The 14970-nt window shown below is 63.5% G+C and carries 16 protein-coding genes; 7 read left to right on the top strand and 9 right to left on the bottom strand.

Annotated features, from left to right (window positions below):
* Window positions 1-29: 29 nt before the first annotated feature.
* The 3 genes from gor to PXK01_RS04840 all read right to left on the bottom strand — a co-directional run bounded on the left by gor (window position 30) and on the right by PXK01_RS04840 (window position 2714).
* Window positions 30-1385: a glutathione-disulfide reductase gene (gor, locus tag PXK01_RS04850; protein WP_274859085.1), complete on the bottom strand. Its 1356-nt coding sequence runs from the start codon at window positions 1383-1385 to the stop codon at window positions 30-32.
* Between the two features lie 15 nt (window positions 1386-1400).
* Window positions 1401-2189, bottom strand: coding sequence for a ribose-5-phosphate isomerase RpiA (gene rpiA / locus PXK01_RS04845; RefSeq protein WP_274859084.1), 789 nt, complete (start codon window positions 2187-2189; stop codon window positions 1401-1403).
* A 93-nt stretch (window positions 2190-2282) separates the two neighbouring features.
* A complete protein-coding gene (locus tag PXK01_RS04840) occupies window positions 2283-2714 on the bottom strand; it encodes a MarR family winged helix-turn-helix transcriptional regulator (protein ID WP_274859083.1) in 432 nt (143 codons plus the stop codon).
* A gap of 76 nt (window positions 2715-2790) precedes the next feature.
* Between PXK01_RS04840 and PXK01_RS04835 the strand changes: the two genes are divergently transcribed.
* The 4 genes from PXK01_RS04835 to PXK01_RS04820 all read left to right on the top strand — a co-directional run bounded on the left by PXK01_RS04835 (window position 2791) and on the right by PXK01_RS04820 (window position 6388).
* The gene (locus PXK01_RS04835) at window positions 2791-3240 is read left to right on the top strand and encodes a hypothetical protein (protein WP_274859082.1); all 450 of its coding nucleotides are present in this window, start codon (window positions 2791-2793) and stop codon (window positions 3238-3240) included.
* Window positions 3241-3328: 88 nt separating this feature from the next.
* Window positions 3329-4033, top strand: a complete 705-nt coding sequence (locus tag PXK01_RS04830) for a glutathione S-transferase family protein (protein WP_274859081.1) — start codon at window positions 3329-3331, stop codon at window positions 4031-4033.
* Window positions 4034-5407: an L-serine ammonia-lyase gene (locus tag PXK01_RS04825; protein WP_274846488.1), complete on the top strand. Its 1374-nt coding sequence runs from the start codon at window positions 4034-4036 to the stop codon at window positions 5405-5407.
* Between the two features lie 54 nt (window positions 5408-5461).
* The gene (locus PXK01_RS04820; RefSeq protein ID WP_274846487.1) at window positions 5462-6388 is read left to right on the top strand and encodes a DMT family transporter; all 927 of its coding nucleotides are present in this window, start codon (window positions 5462-5464) and stop codon (window positions 6386-6388) included.
* Here the strand turns inward: PXK01_RS04820 and PXK01_RS04815 are convergent.
* Window positions 6366-7025 carry a thiamine diphosphokinase gene (locus PXK01_RS04815; RefSeq protein WP_274859080.1) on the bottom strand — a complete coding sequence of 220 codons (660 nt, stop codon included), beginning with the start codon at window positions 7023-7025 and terminating at the stop codon, window positions 6366-6368. The genes PXK01_RS04820 and PXK01_RS04815 overlap by 23 nt on opposite strands.
* 139 nt (window positions 7026-7164) lie before the next feature.
* On the opposite strand from PXK01_RS04815, the gene PXK01_RS04810 reads away from it, so the two are divergent.
* On the top strand, window positions 7165-9165 hold the full coding sequence (locus tag PXK01_RS04810) for a chemotaxis protein CheA (RefSeq protein WP_274846485.1): 2001 nt from the start codon (window positions 7165-7167) through the stop codon (window positions 9163-9165).
* 83 nt (window positions 9166-9248) lie between these two features.
* On the opposite strand, the gene PXK01_RS04805 is transcribed toward PXK01_RS04810, so the two are convergent.
* From PXK01_RS04805 to nthA, 5 genes are all read right to left on the bottom strand, one after another.
* Window positions 9249-9497, bottom strand: coding sequence for a DUF2842 domain-containing protein (locus PXK01_RS04805; protein WP_274846484.1), 249 nt, complete (start codon window positions 9495-9497; stop codon window positions 9249-9251).
* Window positions 9497-10810 carry an adenylosuccinate synthase gene (locus PXK01_RS04800; RefSeq protein ID WP_274859079.1) on the bottom strand — a complete coding sequence of 438 codons (1314 nt, stop codon included), beginning with the start codon at window positions 10808-10810 and terminating at the stop codon, window positions 9497-9499. Before PXK01_RS04800 ends, PXK01_RS04805 begins: the two co-directional genes overlap by 1 nt.
* A 113-nt stretch (window positions 10811-10923) precedes the next feature.
* A complete protein-coding gene (locus tag PXK01_RS04795; protein ID WP_274859078.1) occupies window positions 10924-11259 on the bottom strand; it encodes a nitrile hydratase accessory protein in 336 nt (111 codons plus the stop codon).
* 9 nt (window positions 11260-11268) lie between these two features.
* Window positions 11269-11946: a nitrile hydratase subunit beta gene (nthB, locus tag PXK01_RS04790; protein WP_274846481.1), complete on the bottom strand. Its 678-nt coding sequence runs from the start codon at window positions 11944-11946 to the stop codon at window positions 11269-11271.
* Window positions 11943-12566 carry a nitrile hydratase subunit alpha gene (gene nthA / locus PXK01_RS04785; protein WP_274859077.1) on the bottom strand — a complete coding sequence of 208 codons (624 nt, stop codon included), beginning with the start codon at window positions 12564-12566 and terminating at the stop codon, window positions 11943-11945. The genes nthB and nthA overlap by 4 nt, the downstream gene beginning before the upstream one ends.
* Before the next feature lie 205 nt (window positions 12567-12771).
* On the opposite strand from nthA, the gene secG reads away from it, so the two are divergent.
* The gene (secG, locus tag PXK01_RS04780; RefSeq protein ID WP_274846479.1) at window positions 12772-13140 is read left to right on the top strand and encodes a preprotein translocase subunit SecG; all 369 of its coding nucleotides are present in this window, start codon (window positions 12772-12774) and stop codon (window positions 13138-13140) included.
* Between the two features lie 176 nt (window positions 13141-13316).
* Window positions 13317-14960 (top strand): CTP synthase, encoded by a 1644-nt coding sequence (locus PXK01_RS04775; protein ID WP_274846478.1) that lies wholly within the window; start codon window positions 13317-13319, stop codon window positions 14958-14960.
* Window positions 14961-14970: the final 10 nt, after the last annotated feature.

The raw sequence follows: 14970 nt of genomic DNA, 5'->3' as shown, positions 1-14970 counted from the left end.
GCCCTAACCTGTAGCTTTTGGCCGGTTTTTCAAGCCGTCCGCACAGGTGTTTTCATCGTTACCAGTTCCTCGGACATGGTCGGGTGTACCGCCACGGTCCGGTCAAAGTCTTCCTTGGTTGCGCCCATCTTGACCGCAATGCCCGCCAGCTGGATCATCTCGCCCGCGCCCGGTGCGACGATATGGCATCCCAGCACCTTGCGGCTGGCCTGGCTGACGATCAGCTTCATCAAGACCCGCTGGGCACGCCCGGCAAAGGCCTGCTGCATCGGCTTGAAGGAGGTGGCATAAACCTCGATCGGCTCCTGCTTGGCGGCCTCTTCCTCGCTCAGACCCACGGTGCCCATTTCCGGCTGGGTGAAGATCGCCGTCGGGATCAGGTCGTGATCGGGGCTGGTGGGGTTGCCGTTGAACACGGTCTCCACAAAGGCCATGCCTTCGCGGATCGCGACCGGCGTCAAGTTCACCCGGTCGGTCACATCGCCGATGGCATAGACCGACGGAACGCCGGTCTGGCTGTACTGATCCACCAGGATTTCACCCTTGCGGCCGCGTTCGATGCCGAGGCCTTCAAGCCCAAGATCGTCGGCATTGGGGGCGCGACCGGTGGCATACATCACCTGATCAAACAGCGCCTCGTCGCCATTGGTGGCCTTGACGCGGATCTTGTCGCCCTCTCGGGCCATCTCGATCACATTGGTGCCCAGGTGCAGGTTGATGCCGGACTGGCACATTTCCTCGGAGACCAGACCGCGCGCCTCGTCATCAAAACCGCGCAGGATCTGTGCGCCGCGGTAGTATTGCGTGGTCTTCACACCCAGCCCGTTCATGATCCCGGCAAATTCGCAGGCAATATAGCCCCCGCCGACGATCAGGATGCTTTCGGGCAGTTTCTCAAGGTGGAAGATGTCGTTCGAGGTGATCGCCAGATCGCTGCCTGGGAACTCGGGCACGATGGGGCGGCCGCCGGTGGCGATCAGGATATGCTTGGCGCTCTTGCGGCTGCCGTCCGACAGTTCCACCGTATGGGCATCCACCAGTTTGGCACGCGCATCAAAGCTTTCGACACCGCTGTTCTTCAGCAGGTTCCGGTAGATACCTTCCAGCCGATCCAGCTCGGCTTCCAGCTTGCCCTTGAAGGCACCCCAGTCAAAGGCGCCCGGCTGGATGTCCCAGCCATAGGCCTGGGCATCCTCGACCATGCCGGAATATTCGCTGGCAAAGACCATCAGTTTCTTCGGCACGCAGCCCCGGATCACGCAGGTGCCGCCATAGCGGTCTTCCTCGGCCAGGGCGACCTTGGCACCACCCGCTGCCGCAACCCGCGCCGCGCGCACGCCGCCGGAGCCGCCGCCAATGACAAAGAGATCGTAATCAAAGCTCATGAAACTGCTGCCTTCTCAGTCCGCAAGGTCGGTGAACAGATTGTCGGTTTCGACAAAATCCAGCTTGTCCTGCTCCACCGTGCCTTCGTTTATGTCTCGTGTTTCAACCGTGCCATCGCCGTAGCCGATGATGACGGTGTCACAGATATCGATGAAGAGACCGTTTTCAACCACGCCCGGGATCTGGTTCAAGACCAACGCCAACTGGCGCGCATTGCCGATCCGCTTCAGATGCAGGTCCAGAATGTAATTGCCCTCATCGGTGACAAAGGGCGCATCGCCATTCATCCGCAGGGTCGCGCTTCGGCCCAGAACATCCATGGAAACAAGGGTTTCCTCGATCATGGCCTGTGTGGTCTGCCAGCCAAAGGGAATGATCTCCACCGGCAGGGGGAAGGCGCCCAGGGTTTCCACCTCCTTGCCCGCATCGGCGATAACAACCATTTGATCAGAGGCGGTGGCGACGATCTTCTCCTGCAAGAGCGCACCGCCGCCGCCCTTGATCAGGTTGAGGTCCTCGTCGAACTCATCGGCGCCATCGATGGTGAGATCCAGCCATTTGGCCTCGTCCAGCGAGATCACGGAGATCCCCACCTCGCGCGCCAGTTCCGCGGTGCGGCTCGAGGTCGGCACTGCAGTGAACCTCAGCCCCTGTTCGCGGACCATCTCGCCCAGGCATCGCACCAGCCAGGCGGCCGTCGAGCCGGTCCCCAGGCCGACGCGCATGCCATCCTCGACCATATCGGCCGCCCGCTTGGCGGCAACGAACTTGGCCTTGTCGATGGGAGAGAGGTCCCCGGTCATGTCATCGGCTCCGAACAAGAGGTTTGCAGGCCTTATAAGCAAAGCCGGGCGCAACTGCGAGGGACAATTGAAACCTCACAGTAGATCGCCGGTTCACCCCGCTTGCAGGTTGCGGATGACACGGGCCATCAGGACCAGGAACTGCTGGCGGTCCTTGGCGGTCAGCCCGGTCAGGGCCGTGTCGTTGACACCTGCCGCGGCCGCAATCGCGGCCTCCTGCAAGGCCTCTGCCTTGGCGGTGAGGCAGATCAGCTTTGAGCGTTTGTCGGTTTGAGAGGGGCGTTTTTCGATCAGCCCATCCCGCTCCATCCGGGCAAGCGTATTGGCCATGGTCGCCTGTTCCACCGACAGGGCCGCCGTCAGATCCGCCTGGGTCCGTTCATCCCCTTGCCACAGTTCCAGCAGAACCATGAATTGCGCAGGCGCAATCCCCAGGGGCGCGATCTGGCGGTGCAGCGTTGATGCAAACAGCCGCGCCATGTGATTGGCCAGGAAACCGGCCGAGCTTTGCTTGAAATCTGACATAGCGACAGAAAACACTTGAATAGCATGCTGTGCAACTCTATTTAAATAGCATACTATTTACATTCAGGAGCTCCCCATGAAGACTCGCATCCACGCCGCAGCCGGATCCATCGCCCTTGTGACCATCTCGGGCTTCTGGCTCTCCACGCTGATCTCAGAACTGTTTCTGAGCCAGGCCGCCATAACGACCGTGAAGACAGCCGTTCTATACGGAATGATCCTGCTGATCCCGGCCCTGGCCACGACCGGCGCCACCGGGGCCGCGCTTGGCAAGGGCATGAAACTGCCGCTGGTCCAGGCCAAGACGAGGCGCATGAAGCTCATCGCCATGAACGGCCTGGGGATCCTCCTGCCCAGCGCCATCTTTCTGGCGATGAAGGCACAGGCGGGGTCATTTGAAGGGCTGTTCTATGCCGTGCAGCTGCTGGAACTCTGCGCCGGAGCCCTCAACATCACGCTACTGGCGCTCAACATGCGGGACGGGATCGCCCTGTCGCGCCGCCGCAAGGCTGCCATGGCCCGCTAGACCGGTTCGGGATCACCAAGGCGTGTTTCCTATTGGAAACGCCGGAAACGGACACTACCCATATCGGGGAGACACTTAGAGTGACCCCATGACACCGATCTATCGCCTGCACTACGCCCCGGACAACGCCTCGCTGATCATCCGCCTGGCGCTGGAGGAGCTTGATCAACCTTTTGAAACGGTTCTGGTCGACCGCCGCGGTGGTGCATTGGACAGCCCCGGCTACCGGGCCCTGAACCCGCAGGGGCTGATCCCGGTGCTGGAAACCCCGGATGGCCCGATGTTTGAAACCGCAGCCATCCTGCTGTGGCTGGGAGATCGCCATGGCTCAGTGCTGCCCGATGCGACCAGCCGGGATCGGGCCTGGTGCCTCAAGTGGCTGTTCTTCCTCTCCAATACCCTGCATGCGGATCTGAGGATCCTGTTCTATCCAAAGAAATATATGGGGCCGGATCCCGCCCGGCAGGAGGATCTGCGCCAGGGGGTGACAGCGCGGCTTGTCACCCATCTTGCAACCATCGAAGCCGCCGCCGAGAACACGCCTTGGCTGGCCGGTGACAGGCCGTCGGCACTGGACCTGTACCTGGCCTGCATGATGCGCTGGATGGCGCTGTATCCTGAAGGGCGCGACCGCAGCTGGTTCGATCTGGACGCAACTCCCCGGCTCAAGGACATGCTCACGCGTCTGGAGCAACGCCCCTCTGTTGCTCTCGCACAAGCCGCAGAAGGGTTGGGGGATACGCCCTTCACCCAACCTGTGTATGCAAACCCTCCCGAAGGATCGGCCACCTGAATGTTCCTCTCCGTATTTGATATGTTCAAAGTGGGCATCGGCCCGTCGTCCTCTCATACCATGGGGCCGATGGTGGCCGCGGCGCGGTTTCTCGACATGATGCGTGCCGCCCCCTTCGCTTTTCATGGGCTGCGCGCGTCGCTGCATGGCTCGCTCGCCTTTACCGGGGTGGGCCACGCGACCGACCGCGCCACCATCCTGGGCCTCGCCGGGTTCACGCCCGACAGCTATGACGACGACAAGGCCAAAGCTGCCCTGACCGCCATAGAAGAGACAAAGACCATCGCACCCGAGGGGCTGGGGCAGCTGCAGTTTGACCCCAAGGCGGACCTGATCTTCGACTATGATCACGCCCTGCCCGGCCATGCCAACGGCATGATCCTGATGGGCACCGATGCACAGGGCGACGTGATCCTGCAGCAGGTCTTCTACTCGGTCGGCGGCGGCTTCGTGCTGACCGAAGAGGAGCTGGCCGCAGGCAAGGCCACCGATGAGGGCGCCCCGGTCCCCTACCCGTTCAAATCCGCCGCCGAAATGCTGGAGATGTCCAGGACAAGCGGCAAGAGCGTCGCCGCCATGAAACGCGCCAACGAGATCTCGCGCTCCAGCGCGATCGACCTGACCAACGGCACCGCGCGGATCTGGCAGGTGATGAACGACTGTATCGACCGCGGTCTGGACCGGGACGGCCTTCTGCCCGGTGGCCTCAGCATCCGCCGCCGCGCCAAGGGTATCCATCAGGCGCTCCTGGCCGAACGCGGCATGAATCTCTCGGCACCGCATACGATCAACGACTGGATCAGCGTCTACGCCATGGCCGTGAACGAGGAAAACGCCGCCGGTGGTCAAGTGGTGACCGCCCCCACAAACGGCGCGGCAGGCGTTCTGCCGGCAGTGCTGCGCTACTATCTGGATCACGTCCCCGGCGCGACCGAGCGCAATATCGAGGATTTCCTGCTCACCGCCGCCGCGATTGGCGGGCTGGTGAAGTTCAACGCCTCCATTTCAGGCGCCGAAGCAGGCTGCCAGGCCGAGGTCGGCTCTGCCGCCGCCATGGCTGCGGCAGGCCTTTGCGCCATTCTGGGTGGCAGCCCGGAGCAGGTGGAAAACGCCGCTGAAATCGCGCTGGAGCATCACCTTGGCATGACCTGCGATCCGGTCAAGGGCCTGGTGCAGGTGCCTTGTATCGAGCGCAATGGATTGGGCGCGATCAAGGCGGTCTCGGCGGCCTCGCTGGCCCTGCGTGGCGACGGGCAGCATTTCGTGCCGCTGGATGCCTGCATCGAGACCATGCGCCAGACCGGCGCCGATATGAATGAGAAGTACAAGGAAACCTCGCTCGGGGGGCTTGCGGTCAACGTGCCCAATTGTTGAGCGACAGGCATTCCTGACCTTGTCCTTGTCTTGGCGCGCGCCTAGCGTGCCCGCATGACTGAAGATCGCCCCCTCCTTGGCATTGTCCTGATGCTTGGTTTCTGCGTCCTCGCGCCCTTGGGCGATGCGGTGGCGAAGCTGCTGGGTGGGCATATGCCGCTGGGAATGCTGATCTTTGTCCGGTTTGCCGCCCAAGTCATCCTGCTGGTGCCCCTGGTCTGGGGCGGGCAGCGCCTGTGGCGGATGAAGGGCCGCGTGTTGCGGCTGACCTTTCTGCGCACGCTTTTACATATCGGCGGCATCGGTGCGATGTTCACCGCGCTCAAACACCTGCCTCTGGCGGATGCGGTGGCGATTGCCTTTGTGATGCCCTTCATCATGTTGCTGATCGGCAAATTCATCCTCGACGAAGAGGTCGGTGCCCGGCGGATCATTGCCTGTATCGTCGGTTTTGGCGGCACCCTCCTGGTGATCCAACCGAGTTTCGCCGCGGTTGGCCTGCACGCACTCTGGCCCCTCGCCGTTGCGGTGATCTTTGCCTTCTTCATGATGGTGACCCGGCAGATCGCCAAGGAAACCGATCCGATCGGCCTGCAGGCGGTGTCTGGCGCCATGGCCTGTGCCCTGCTGGCGCCACTGCTGCTGATCGGCGATGCCTTTGATATCGAGGGGCTGGAGATCGTCGCGCCGGACCTGTGGATCAGCTTTCTGATGGCCAGCATCGGGGTGCTTGGCACCGGCGCGCATCTGTTGATGACCTGGAGCCTGCGCTACGCCCCCGCCGCCACGCTGGCCCCGATGCAATACCTGGAGATCCCGGTTGCCACCCTGTTCGGCTGGCTGATCTTCTCCGAATTCCCCAACAGCATGGCCGCCGCCGGGATCGTCATCACGGTGGCCGCCGGGCTATATGTGATCCTGCGTGAACAGGCCGTGGCCCGCCGGGCCGCAAAAGACGCTATGCCGCAATCGCCCGCATGAGCGGCGCAAGATAGCGCCGTGGCACGATGCCCAGCAGACCGGGCCCATCCGGTTCCAGCCAGATCGCGCCCTCGGCCCGGTTCGACGTGCCGATCCGGCTGGTCGGGCACATCTTCAGGCCTTCGATGGGCCAGACCAGCCCGCCCGAACGCCCGGTCACCGGTTGCATCGGAAACAATGAGACGACCTCTCCCGGCTGCATCGGCAGGTCGATGCGCCGGGTCAGGTGAAACACCAGCTCATTGGCGCCAATCAGGATGCAGGGGCTTCGCCCCGGCTGGATCAGCGTGTGGAAGGCCGCCAGCTGGTGATCGACCCGCGCGCCCAGAAAGCCCGCGCCCAGCACCACCGGCGCCCGGATCGAGCGCAGCGCCTTGTCGAAATCGGTGGTGTCCTGTTCGGGCAGATGAAAGAGAACCTCCGGCGGCAGCCCCCGGTGCACAGGTTCTGGCAGCGAATCGAAATCCCCGATCACCGCCTGTGGCACATAGCCCTGCTCCAACGCCTGTGCCGCGCCGCTGTCGGCCGCCACCAGCACCGGCGCCAGGGCCAGAGCCTCCTGCAGATCCCGTTTTTCCAGATGGCCACCGCCGACCAATGTCACCGGCCCGGCCTCGTCAACAATCAGCTTCTTCATGCGGGGATTTCTCGCAGATCTGGAAACAGGTCACAATCTAAACACAAAATGATACGATCAATTGCACGGATTCGCGCAGAATTTGTCGTTGCTGCTCCATAGTGTGAACGGCGACGACTTAGGTGAGGACGAGCTGCCCATGGTACAAAATAACAAAGTTTTGACCGTTTCCTACGGGACCTTCTCCTGCACGCTAGAAGGGTTCGAGGATTCCTTCGACACCATGAAGGCAATTGCCGAGTATTTTCGGGATCTTGCCGCAGACGACCGATACTTTGGCGCGGAACCGCCGCAGCCCGATGCGGATATGCTCGCCCGGATCGCCCAGCGCGAAATCGCCCGCCAGGTCGAGGCCCGCACCAGCGACACCGGCATCCACCTGCGCGCCGCCACCTCGACACCGCTGCCCCCTGTACCAGCAGATGACCTACCAGCAGATGATGCGGGTTTGAGCGACGCAGACGTATCGTCAGAGGCAGAGCCCGCCACACCCGAAGCAGTAACGCCCGAAGCAGCCACCCCCGAGGAGGAGCTGCAGGCGCCCCGCCCCGATGCGCCCACCCCCGATCCCAGCAAGATCGCGGCCATCTCAGCCGCCGTTGCCGCCCATGCTGCCGAGGCTCAAGCTGTAGAGACGCAAGACGAAGCCGAAGCGGCAGAAACTGATGACACGGATGCAGCTACCGCTCAGGACGCTGAAGAGCGAGAGCTGCAGGAAACCGAAGCGGAACCGGTTACACCGGCGGCACACAAACCCTCGGATAGCGAAAGCATCGCCGCCAAGCTGCGCCGCATCCGGGCCGTGGTCGCCAAGTCGCCGGAACCGGAAGAGGATTTCTCCGAGGACGAGCACGCCGACAGCATCCTGCCCGATAGCGCAGCGCCGGAAGCCTCTGTGGATACCAGCGCAGAGCCTGCCGAAGCCCCGGACCCGGCAGAGGAACAGATCGCAGAGGCTGAGACCCCGCCTGAAGCGGCAAGTGCGACCCACGAGGATGACGAGATCAGCCGCGTCCTGTCGCAGCTCAGCGCGGAAAAAGCCGAAGCGACCGCTGCCGAAGCCAAAGCCGAGGCCCCCGAACCGCCAGCCGAGCAAAGCGCTGCCGAGCCAGAAAAGACGGCCCCGCGCCGCCGCGCACGCATTGTCAAAGTCAAACGCGCCGACTTGGAGCAAGCGGTTGCCTCGGGCGCGCTGGAAGAGGCGTCAAAACCCGCCGAGCCGGAATTCGAAAGCTCGCTTTCGGACGAGGATGAAGATGACCTGATGCGCGAACTGGCAGCGGTCGAGGCCGATCTGCTGGCAGCCTCCTCGGAACCGGAGGCCGAAACGCCCGCTGCAGACCAGGAAACGGCAAACCAGGAAGCCGCGTCCGGTGAAGAGATTGAAGACACCAAGGTCGAGGCAGTACAGACACCGTCCGACAGTGGCCGCCCGGAGCGCCCCGCGCCCGATCTCGCCGACCGCGATGTTTCACGTCTGATGGCCGCAGCCGATGAAAAACTCGGCGCGCCCGAAACCGCCTCTTCGCGGGAAACCTACAATCAGCTGCGCGCCGCCGTTGCCGCGGCACAGGCAGATGGATCCGCAGGCGCCGCTGGCGATGGCGAAGACAGCAAGGCCGCCTATCGCAAGGATCTGGCCGATGTGGTGAAACCTCGGCGCCCCCGCGTCCGCGGCGACAGGGAGGCGCGCAAGCCCGTATCCACCGGACGCCCGGCGCCGCTGAAACTGGTCGCCGAACAACGGATCGATCCCATGCCCGCAGCCCAGGAGAGCGCAGCCCCAAAGGCCCCGGTGCGCCCGCGCCGGATCTCTGTACTGTCGCAGGACAAGCGTTCAGCCGAAGAGGCACAGGCGGGATTTGCGGCCTATGTTCGCGACTGCGGCGCCGTGGAGCTTCCAGACCTTCTGGAGGCCGCCGCCGCCTATATGAGTTTTGTGGAAGGGCGCGATTTCTTCTCTCGCCCGCAATTGATGAACGCGGTTCGCCGCACCGGAGCCGCCGAGTTCAACCGCGAGGACGGGCTGCGCTCCTTCGGCCAGTTGCTGCGCGAGGGCAAGATCGAGCGTTCCGAGAACGGCCATTTTGTCGCCACCGAGGACATCGGCTTTCGCCCCGCCAAACGTGCGGCGGGCTAAGCGGGCCGAACCGTCCCTCCCAAGAACGTAAAAAGGCGGACCCTCAGTGGTCCGCCTTTTCTATGTCATGACTGGTGCCTGCCCTATTGCTGCGGCGGAGTGTCCTCAGCGTCCGGATCGGCTTGGCCGACGCCCCGGAAGACGAACTTGAACGGCAGCACCCAGAGAATGCCAAGGGCCACATAGACCACCAGTTCCAGCCACAGCGGCGGGCGCCCCAGCAGGTTCAGGATGGTCACCGCCACCACAATATAGAGCGGCATGCCCACCAGCAGCAGCACCAGCGACCAGCGGCGGCGCGCCTTGTAGCTGAGACCGGGCTTATCCGCCATCAGTCCGCAAACGGGTCGGTCACCAGAATGGTGTCGTCCCGCTCCGGGCTGGTGGACAGAAGTGCCACCGGGCATTCGATCAGCTCTTCCACGCGCTTGACGTATTTGATCGCATTGGCCGGAAGATCGTTCCAGCTGCGCGCGCCTTCGGTGGATTCGGACCAGCCGGGCATTTCCTCGTAGATCGGTGTGCAGCGCGCCTGCTGATCGGCGGCGGTGGGCAGGTAATCCAGGCGTTCGCCGTCCAGATCATAGCCGACGCAGATCTTCAGGGTCTCGAACCCGTCCAGAACATCCAGCTTGGTCAGCGAAATGCCGTTGATACCCGAGGTGGCACAGGTCTGGCGCACCAGGCAGGCATCGAACCAGCCACAGCGGCGCTGACGGCCAGTGGTGGTGCCAAACTCGTGGCCACGCTCACCCAGACGGGCGCCATCCGCATCAGGCTTGCCATCCGGACCAAGCAGTTCGGTCGGGAACGGACCTTCGCCGACGCGGGTGGTATAGGCTTTGACGATGCCCAGCACGTAGTCGATGGAGTTGGGACCGATGCCCACACCCGTCGCCGCCTGCCCCGCAATCACATTGGAGGAGGTGACAAAGGGATAGGTGCCGAAATCGATGTCCAGGAGCGCGCCCTGGGCGCCTTCAAACAGGATCCGCTTCCCGGCTTTGCGTTTCTCGTTCATCACCTTCCAGACCGGCGCCGCATAGGGCAGGATCTGAGGTGCGATCTCTTTCAGCTGCGCGATCAGCGCATCGCGGTCGATCGGCTCGACGCCCAGCCCCTTGCGCAGCGGATCATGGTGCTGCAAGGCGCGATCCACGCGGGCCTCCAAAGTGGCCGCGTCGGCCAGATCGGCAACGCGCACGGCGCGGCGGCCGACCTTGTCCTCATATGCCGGGCCAATGCCGCGACCGGTGGTGCCGATCTTGGTGCCCTTGCTGGCGGCCTCTTCGCGGGCGCGGTCCAATTCACCGTGCAGCGGCAGGATCAGCGGGGTGTTTTCCGCGATCATCAGGGTCTCGGGCGTGATATCGACGCCTTGCGCACGCACGGTCTCGATCTCCTTGACCAGGTGCCAGGGGTCCAGCACCACGCCATTGCCGATCACCGAGAGCTTGCCGCCGCGCACAACGCCGGAGGGCAGCGCGTGCAGCTTATAGACCTTGCTGTCGATCACCAGCGTATGGCCGGCGTTATGGCCGCCCTGGAAGCGCGCGATCACATCGGCGCGCTCGCTCAGCCAGTCCACGATCTTGCCTTTTCCTTCGTCACCCCACTGGGCGCCGACTACGACGACATTGGCCATATCAGGTCCTTTACAGCTGTCTCGTTCAAACCCGGGCCGGTATAGCCGCGCTGCAGGTCCAGTGAAACCGGAAATTCACCGCTGAGGACCATCGCCCCGGCGTTTCTTGCCTGTTAGCCCTCTGCCAGGCGCACCGGAGCACCATGCGGCGTGTCGAGATAGGCCTTTTCCCATCCGTTTCGCGTGGTCTCGACCTCTTGCGGGGCGGCAATGCCCTCTTGCGCCAGAATCGCTTCCAGCGTTTCGAGCCATGCGGCGAAATAGTCTTCGCCGCCATTCAGTTCTTTCGACAGGCCATGGCGAGCCAGGGTGGCCGCAAAGCGTTCGACCCATTGCCCCCAGGTGAAGCGACCGGTTTCGTTCAGATGCACGGTCAGGGCAAAGACCTGGGCATGCCAGGGCTGTTCGAAGGCCGGTTCCGGCGCGGTATGGGGGGTGCAATCAGCCATGGCGACACATCAGACCGGGTCCAGATAGCTTTGCCAGAGGTCCAGAACCACCTCGTCTTCCGGGTGTTCCGGGTGACTCCAGAGTTCGCCCGCCGGGAAGGCCACCGCATAAAGCGGCTCTGGCGCCTCTCCCAGCCCATGCGCGGAGCTGTCGGGCAGAACATGGGTCCCATGCAGGCGCAGGATCCGCCCCTGCGCCCCGGTCGCATAAGTGGGCAGCCGGGTATGGCCGCCATTCACCAGCCGGTTGCCGCCGGGGTGGCGCGTGCGCACGGTCTGGCCTTCGACAAACGCAGGCGATGGCCCGCCCTCCCGCGTGGCCGGGCCTCCCCGGGCAAGAACACCGGCCACCGCATCGGCATGCAGGCATTTTTCGGCCAGGGGATGCGGCGCATCGCTGCCCTGCCCAGCCAGATCGTCCTCGCTCAGCACACCCTTCTGCACCAGCAGATCCGCAAGCGCGGCGAGCCAGATCTCGTAGTAGGTGAAACGGGTGTAATCCTGTGGCGACAGCTTTTCGCGCGCATGGCGGGAGGTGTCGAGGTTCCACTGCCCCAGGGCACCGCAGGCCAGCGTCACCGCCAGGGCACGCCCGTGCCACTCGGCGGCAAAGACCGGCGCCTTTGGGGTATCGGGCCGCACCGGCCCGTCGCCGAATCGCCCGCCCATGTCATGCAATCGACTCATGGCGCCTCGGGAGGGGATTTGGGCAGGCCGGTCCCCACCATGCTGTCGCGGGTGACCAGCTCGGCCAGTTGATCCTCGCTGAGCCCTTCGCTGCCTTCGGGACGCATCGGCAGCACCAGGTAGCGCACCTCTGCGGTGGAATCCCAGACCCGCACGCGGGTGCCTTCGGGCAGGATGACGCCAAAATCCAGGAGAACCGCGCGCGGCTCTCGCACCGCGCGGGCGCGGTAGGCATCGGATTTGTACCAGCCGGGCGGGATCCCGAGCAGCGGCCATGGATAGCAACTGCACAGGGTACAGACGACCATATTGTGCTGCTCGGGCGTGTTTTCCACCACGACCATATGTTCGCCCTGCCGCCCATAATAGCCAAGCTCGGCCAGCACCGGGTCGGCATCCGCCAGAAGCGCCGCCTTGAAGGCCGGATCACTCCAGGCGCGAGCAACGACACGGGCGCCATTCTGCGGCCCGATCTTGTTCTGGTAGGTGTCGATGATCTCATCCAGCGCCGCCGGATCGATCAGCCCCTTGCGGGTCAGAATCGTTTCCAGCGCCTTCACGCGCAGGGCGGGATCGGGCGGACACAGGGCGTGTGGGTGATCGGAATGATCATGTGGCATGAAGAAAGAGTGCCCCCGCGATACATCGCCTGTCCAGTCACATTCTGCTCTATGTCGCTTACGGGGCAGAATTTCCCCGCAACGGCAGCGCCCTGTTTCACCTCCCCCGGGCAATGAGTTTCCGCCCCGGGCAACTCCGCCCTTGCCCCTGTCGGTATTCTTGCCTATTTACCGCCCGATACTGAGCCAACCGCTGCAGGGACCCATGGAAAACGTTGTTCTGATCATCCATCTTCTTCTGGCCCTCGGCCTGATTGCCGTGGTGCTGCTGCAGCGTTCCGAAGGCGGCGGTCTTGGCATGGGCGGCGGTGGCGGCGGTGGCGCAATGACCGGACGCGCCGCAGCAACGGCGCTCAGCAAGGTGACCTGGATCCTGGCCATTGCCTTCATCATCACCTCGATCACCCTGACCGTGCTCGCCGCACAGAAATCGGCAGGCTCTTCGGTCACGGACCGGATCACCGCCCCCGCTGGCAATGAGACGGATGTGCAGACACCGGCCGCGCCCCTGGGCAGCGAACTTTTGCCGCCGGCAGAGGGTGACAATGCCCCGCTGGTGCCGAGCGCCGACTAAGCGACGACACGTAAAGCGACTACACCTAGAACACAGAAAAGGAGCCGTAACAGCATCTTGCGGTTCCCTTGCGCCTTTTGGCCGAATCCTTTATACGTAAAGTCCCGTGGTGCTGCGGTTTTCACAAGCCGCCGGGCAGCTGAAATCTGACTTCTCACGGGAGCAGCCGAACACTCATGGCGCGATTTATCTTCATCACTGGCGGCGTTGTTTCTTCGCTTGGCAAGGGGCTGGCATCGGCGGCCCTGGGGGCATTGTTGCAGGCACGCGGATACTCCGTAAGGCTGCGCAAGCTGGACCCTTATCTGAACGTCGATCCGGGCACGATGAGCCCCTTTGAACACGGCGAGGTCTTCGTCACCGACGATGGCGCCGAGACCGACCTGGACCTGGGCCACTACGAACGTTTCACCGGCGTGGCCGCCCGCAAGACCGACTCGGTCTCCTCGGGGCGGATCTACTCCAACGTGCTGGAGAAGGAACGCCGGGGCGACTACCTTGGCAAGACCATCCAGGTGATCCCGCACGTCACCAATGAGATCAAGGACTTCATCTCCATCGGCGAGGATGAGGTCGACTTCATGCTCTGCGAGATCGGCGGCACCGTGGGTGACATCGAAGGCCTGCCCTTCTTTGAAGCGATCCGCCAGTTCAGCCAGGACAAGCCGCGCGGTCAGTGTATCTTCATGCACCTGACGCTGCTGCCCTACATCAAGGCCTCCGGCGAGCTGAAGACCAAGCCGACCCAGCACTCGGTGAAGGAGCTGCGCTCCATCGGTCTCGCACCGGACATCCTGGTCTGCCGTTCCGAAGGACCGATCCCGCAGAAGGAACGCGAGAAGCTGGCCCTGTTCTGCAACGTGCGCCCCGACAGCGTGATCGCCGCGCAGGATCTGAAATCCATCTACGAGGCGCCGCTGGCCTATCACCGCGAAGGCATGGACCAGGCGGTTCTGGATGCTTTTGGCATCGCGCCCGCTCCCAAACCCAACCTCAGCCGCTGGGACGATGTGGCCGACCGCATCTACAACCCCGAAGGCGAAGTGAAGGTCGCCATCGTCGGCAAATACACCCAGCTGGAAGACGCCTATAAATCCATCGCCGAGGCGCTGACCCATGGCGGCATGGCCAACCGGGTCAAGGTCAAGATCGAATGGGTCGATGCGGAACTGTTCGACCGCGAAGACGCCACCCCGCATCTGCAGGGCTTCCACGCGATCCTGGTGCCCGGCGGATTTGGCGAACGCGGCACCGAGGGCAAGATCAAGGCGGCGCAATATGCGCGCGAACACAAGGTGCCCTATCTGGGCATCTGCCTCGGCATGCAGATGGCGGTGATCGAGGCCGCCCGCAACGTGGCCGGTATCGCCGAAGCAGGGTCCGAGGAATTCGACCATGAGGCGGGCGAGAAACGCTTCGAACCCGTGGTCTACCACCTGAAGGAATGGGTGCAGGGCAACCACAAGGTGCAGCGCAAGGCCGATGACGACAAGGGCGGCACCATGCGTCTGGGCGCCTATGATGCGACGCTCACCGAAGGCTCCAAGGTGGCCGCGGTCTACGGCAGCACCCATATCGAGGAACGCCACCGCCACCGCTATGAGGTGGATACCAAGTACAAGGATCAGCTGGAGGCCTGCGGGCTGAAATTCTCCGGCATGTCCCCGGACGGGCGCCTGCCGGAAATCGTCGAATGGAGCGATCACCCCTGGTTCATCGGCGTGCAGTTCCACCCCGAACTGAAGTCCAAACCCTTTGCGCCGCACCCCCTGTTCAAGGACTTCGTGCGCGCCGCCAAGGAAACCTCGCGCCTGGTGTAACCCCTCTGAT

It is taken from the genome of Phaeobacter sp. PT47_59 (genome assembly GCF_028890025.1).
In the GTDB taxonomy this organism is placed as follows: Bacteria; Pseudomonadota; Alphaproteobacteria; order Rhodobacterales; family Rhodobacteraceae; genus Phycobacter.
This window is presented reverse-complemented; position numbering and strand designations above follow the sequence as displayed.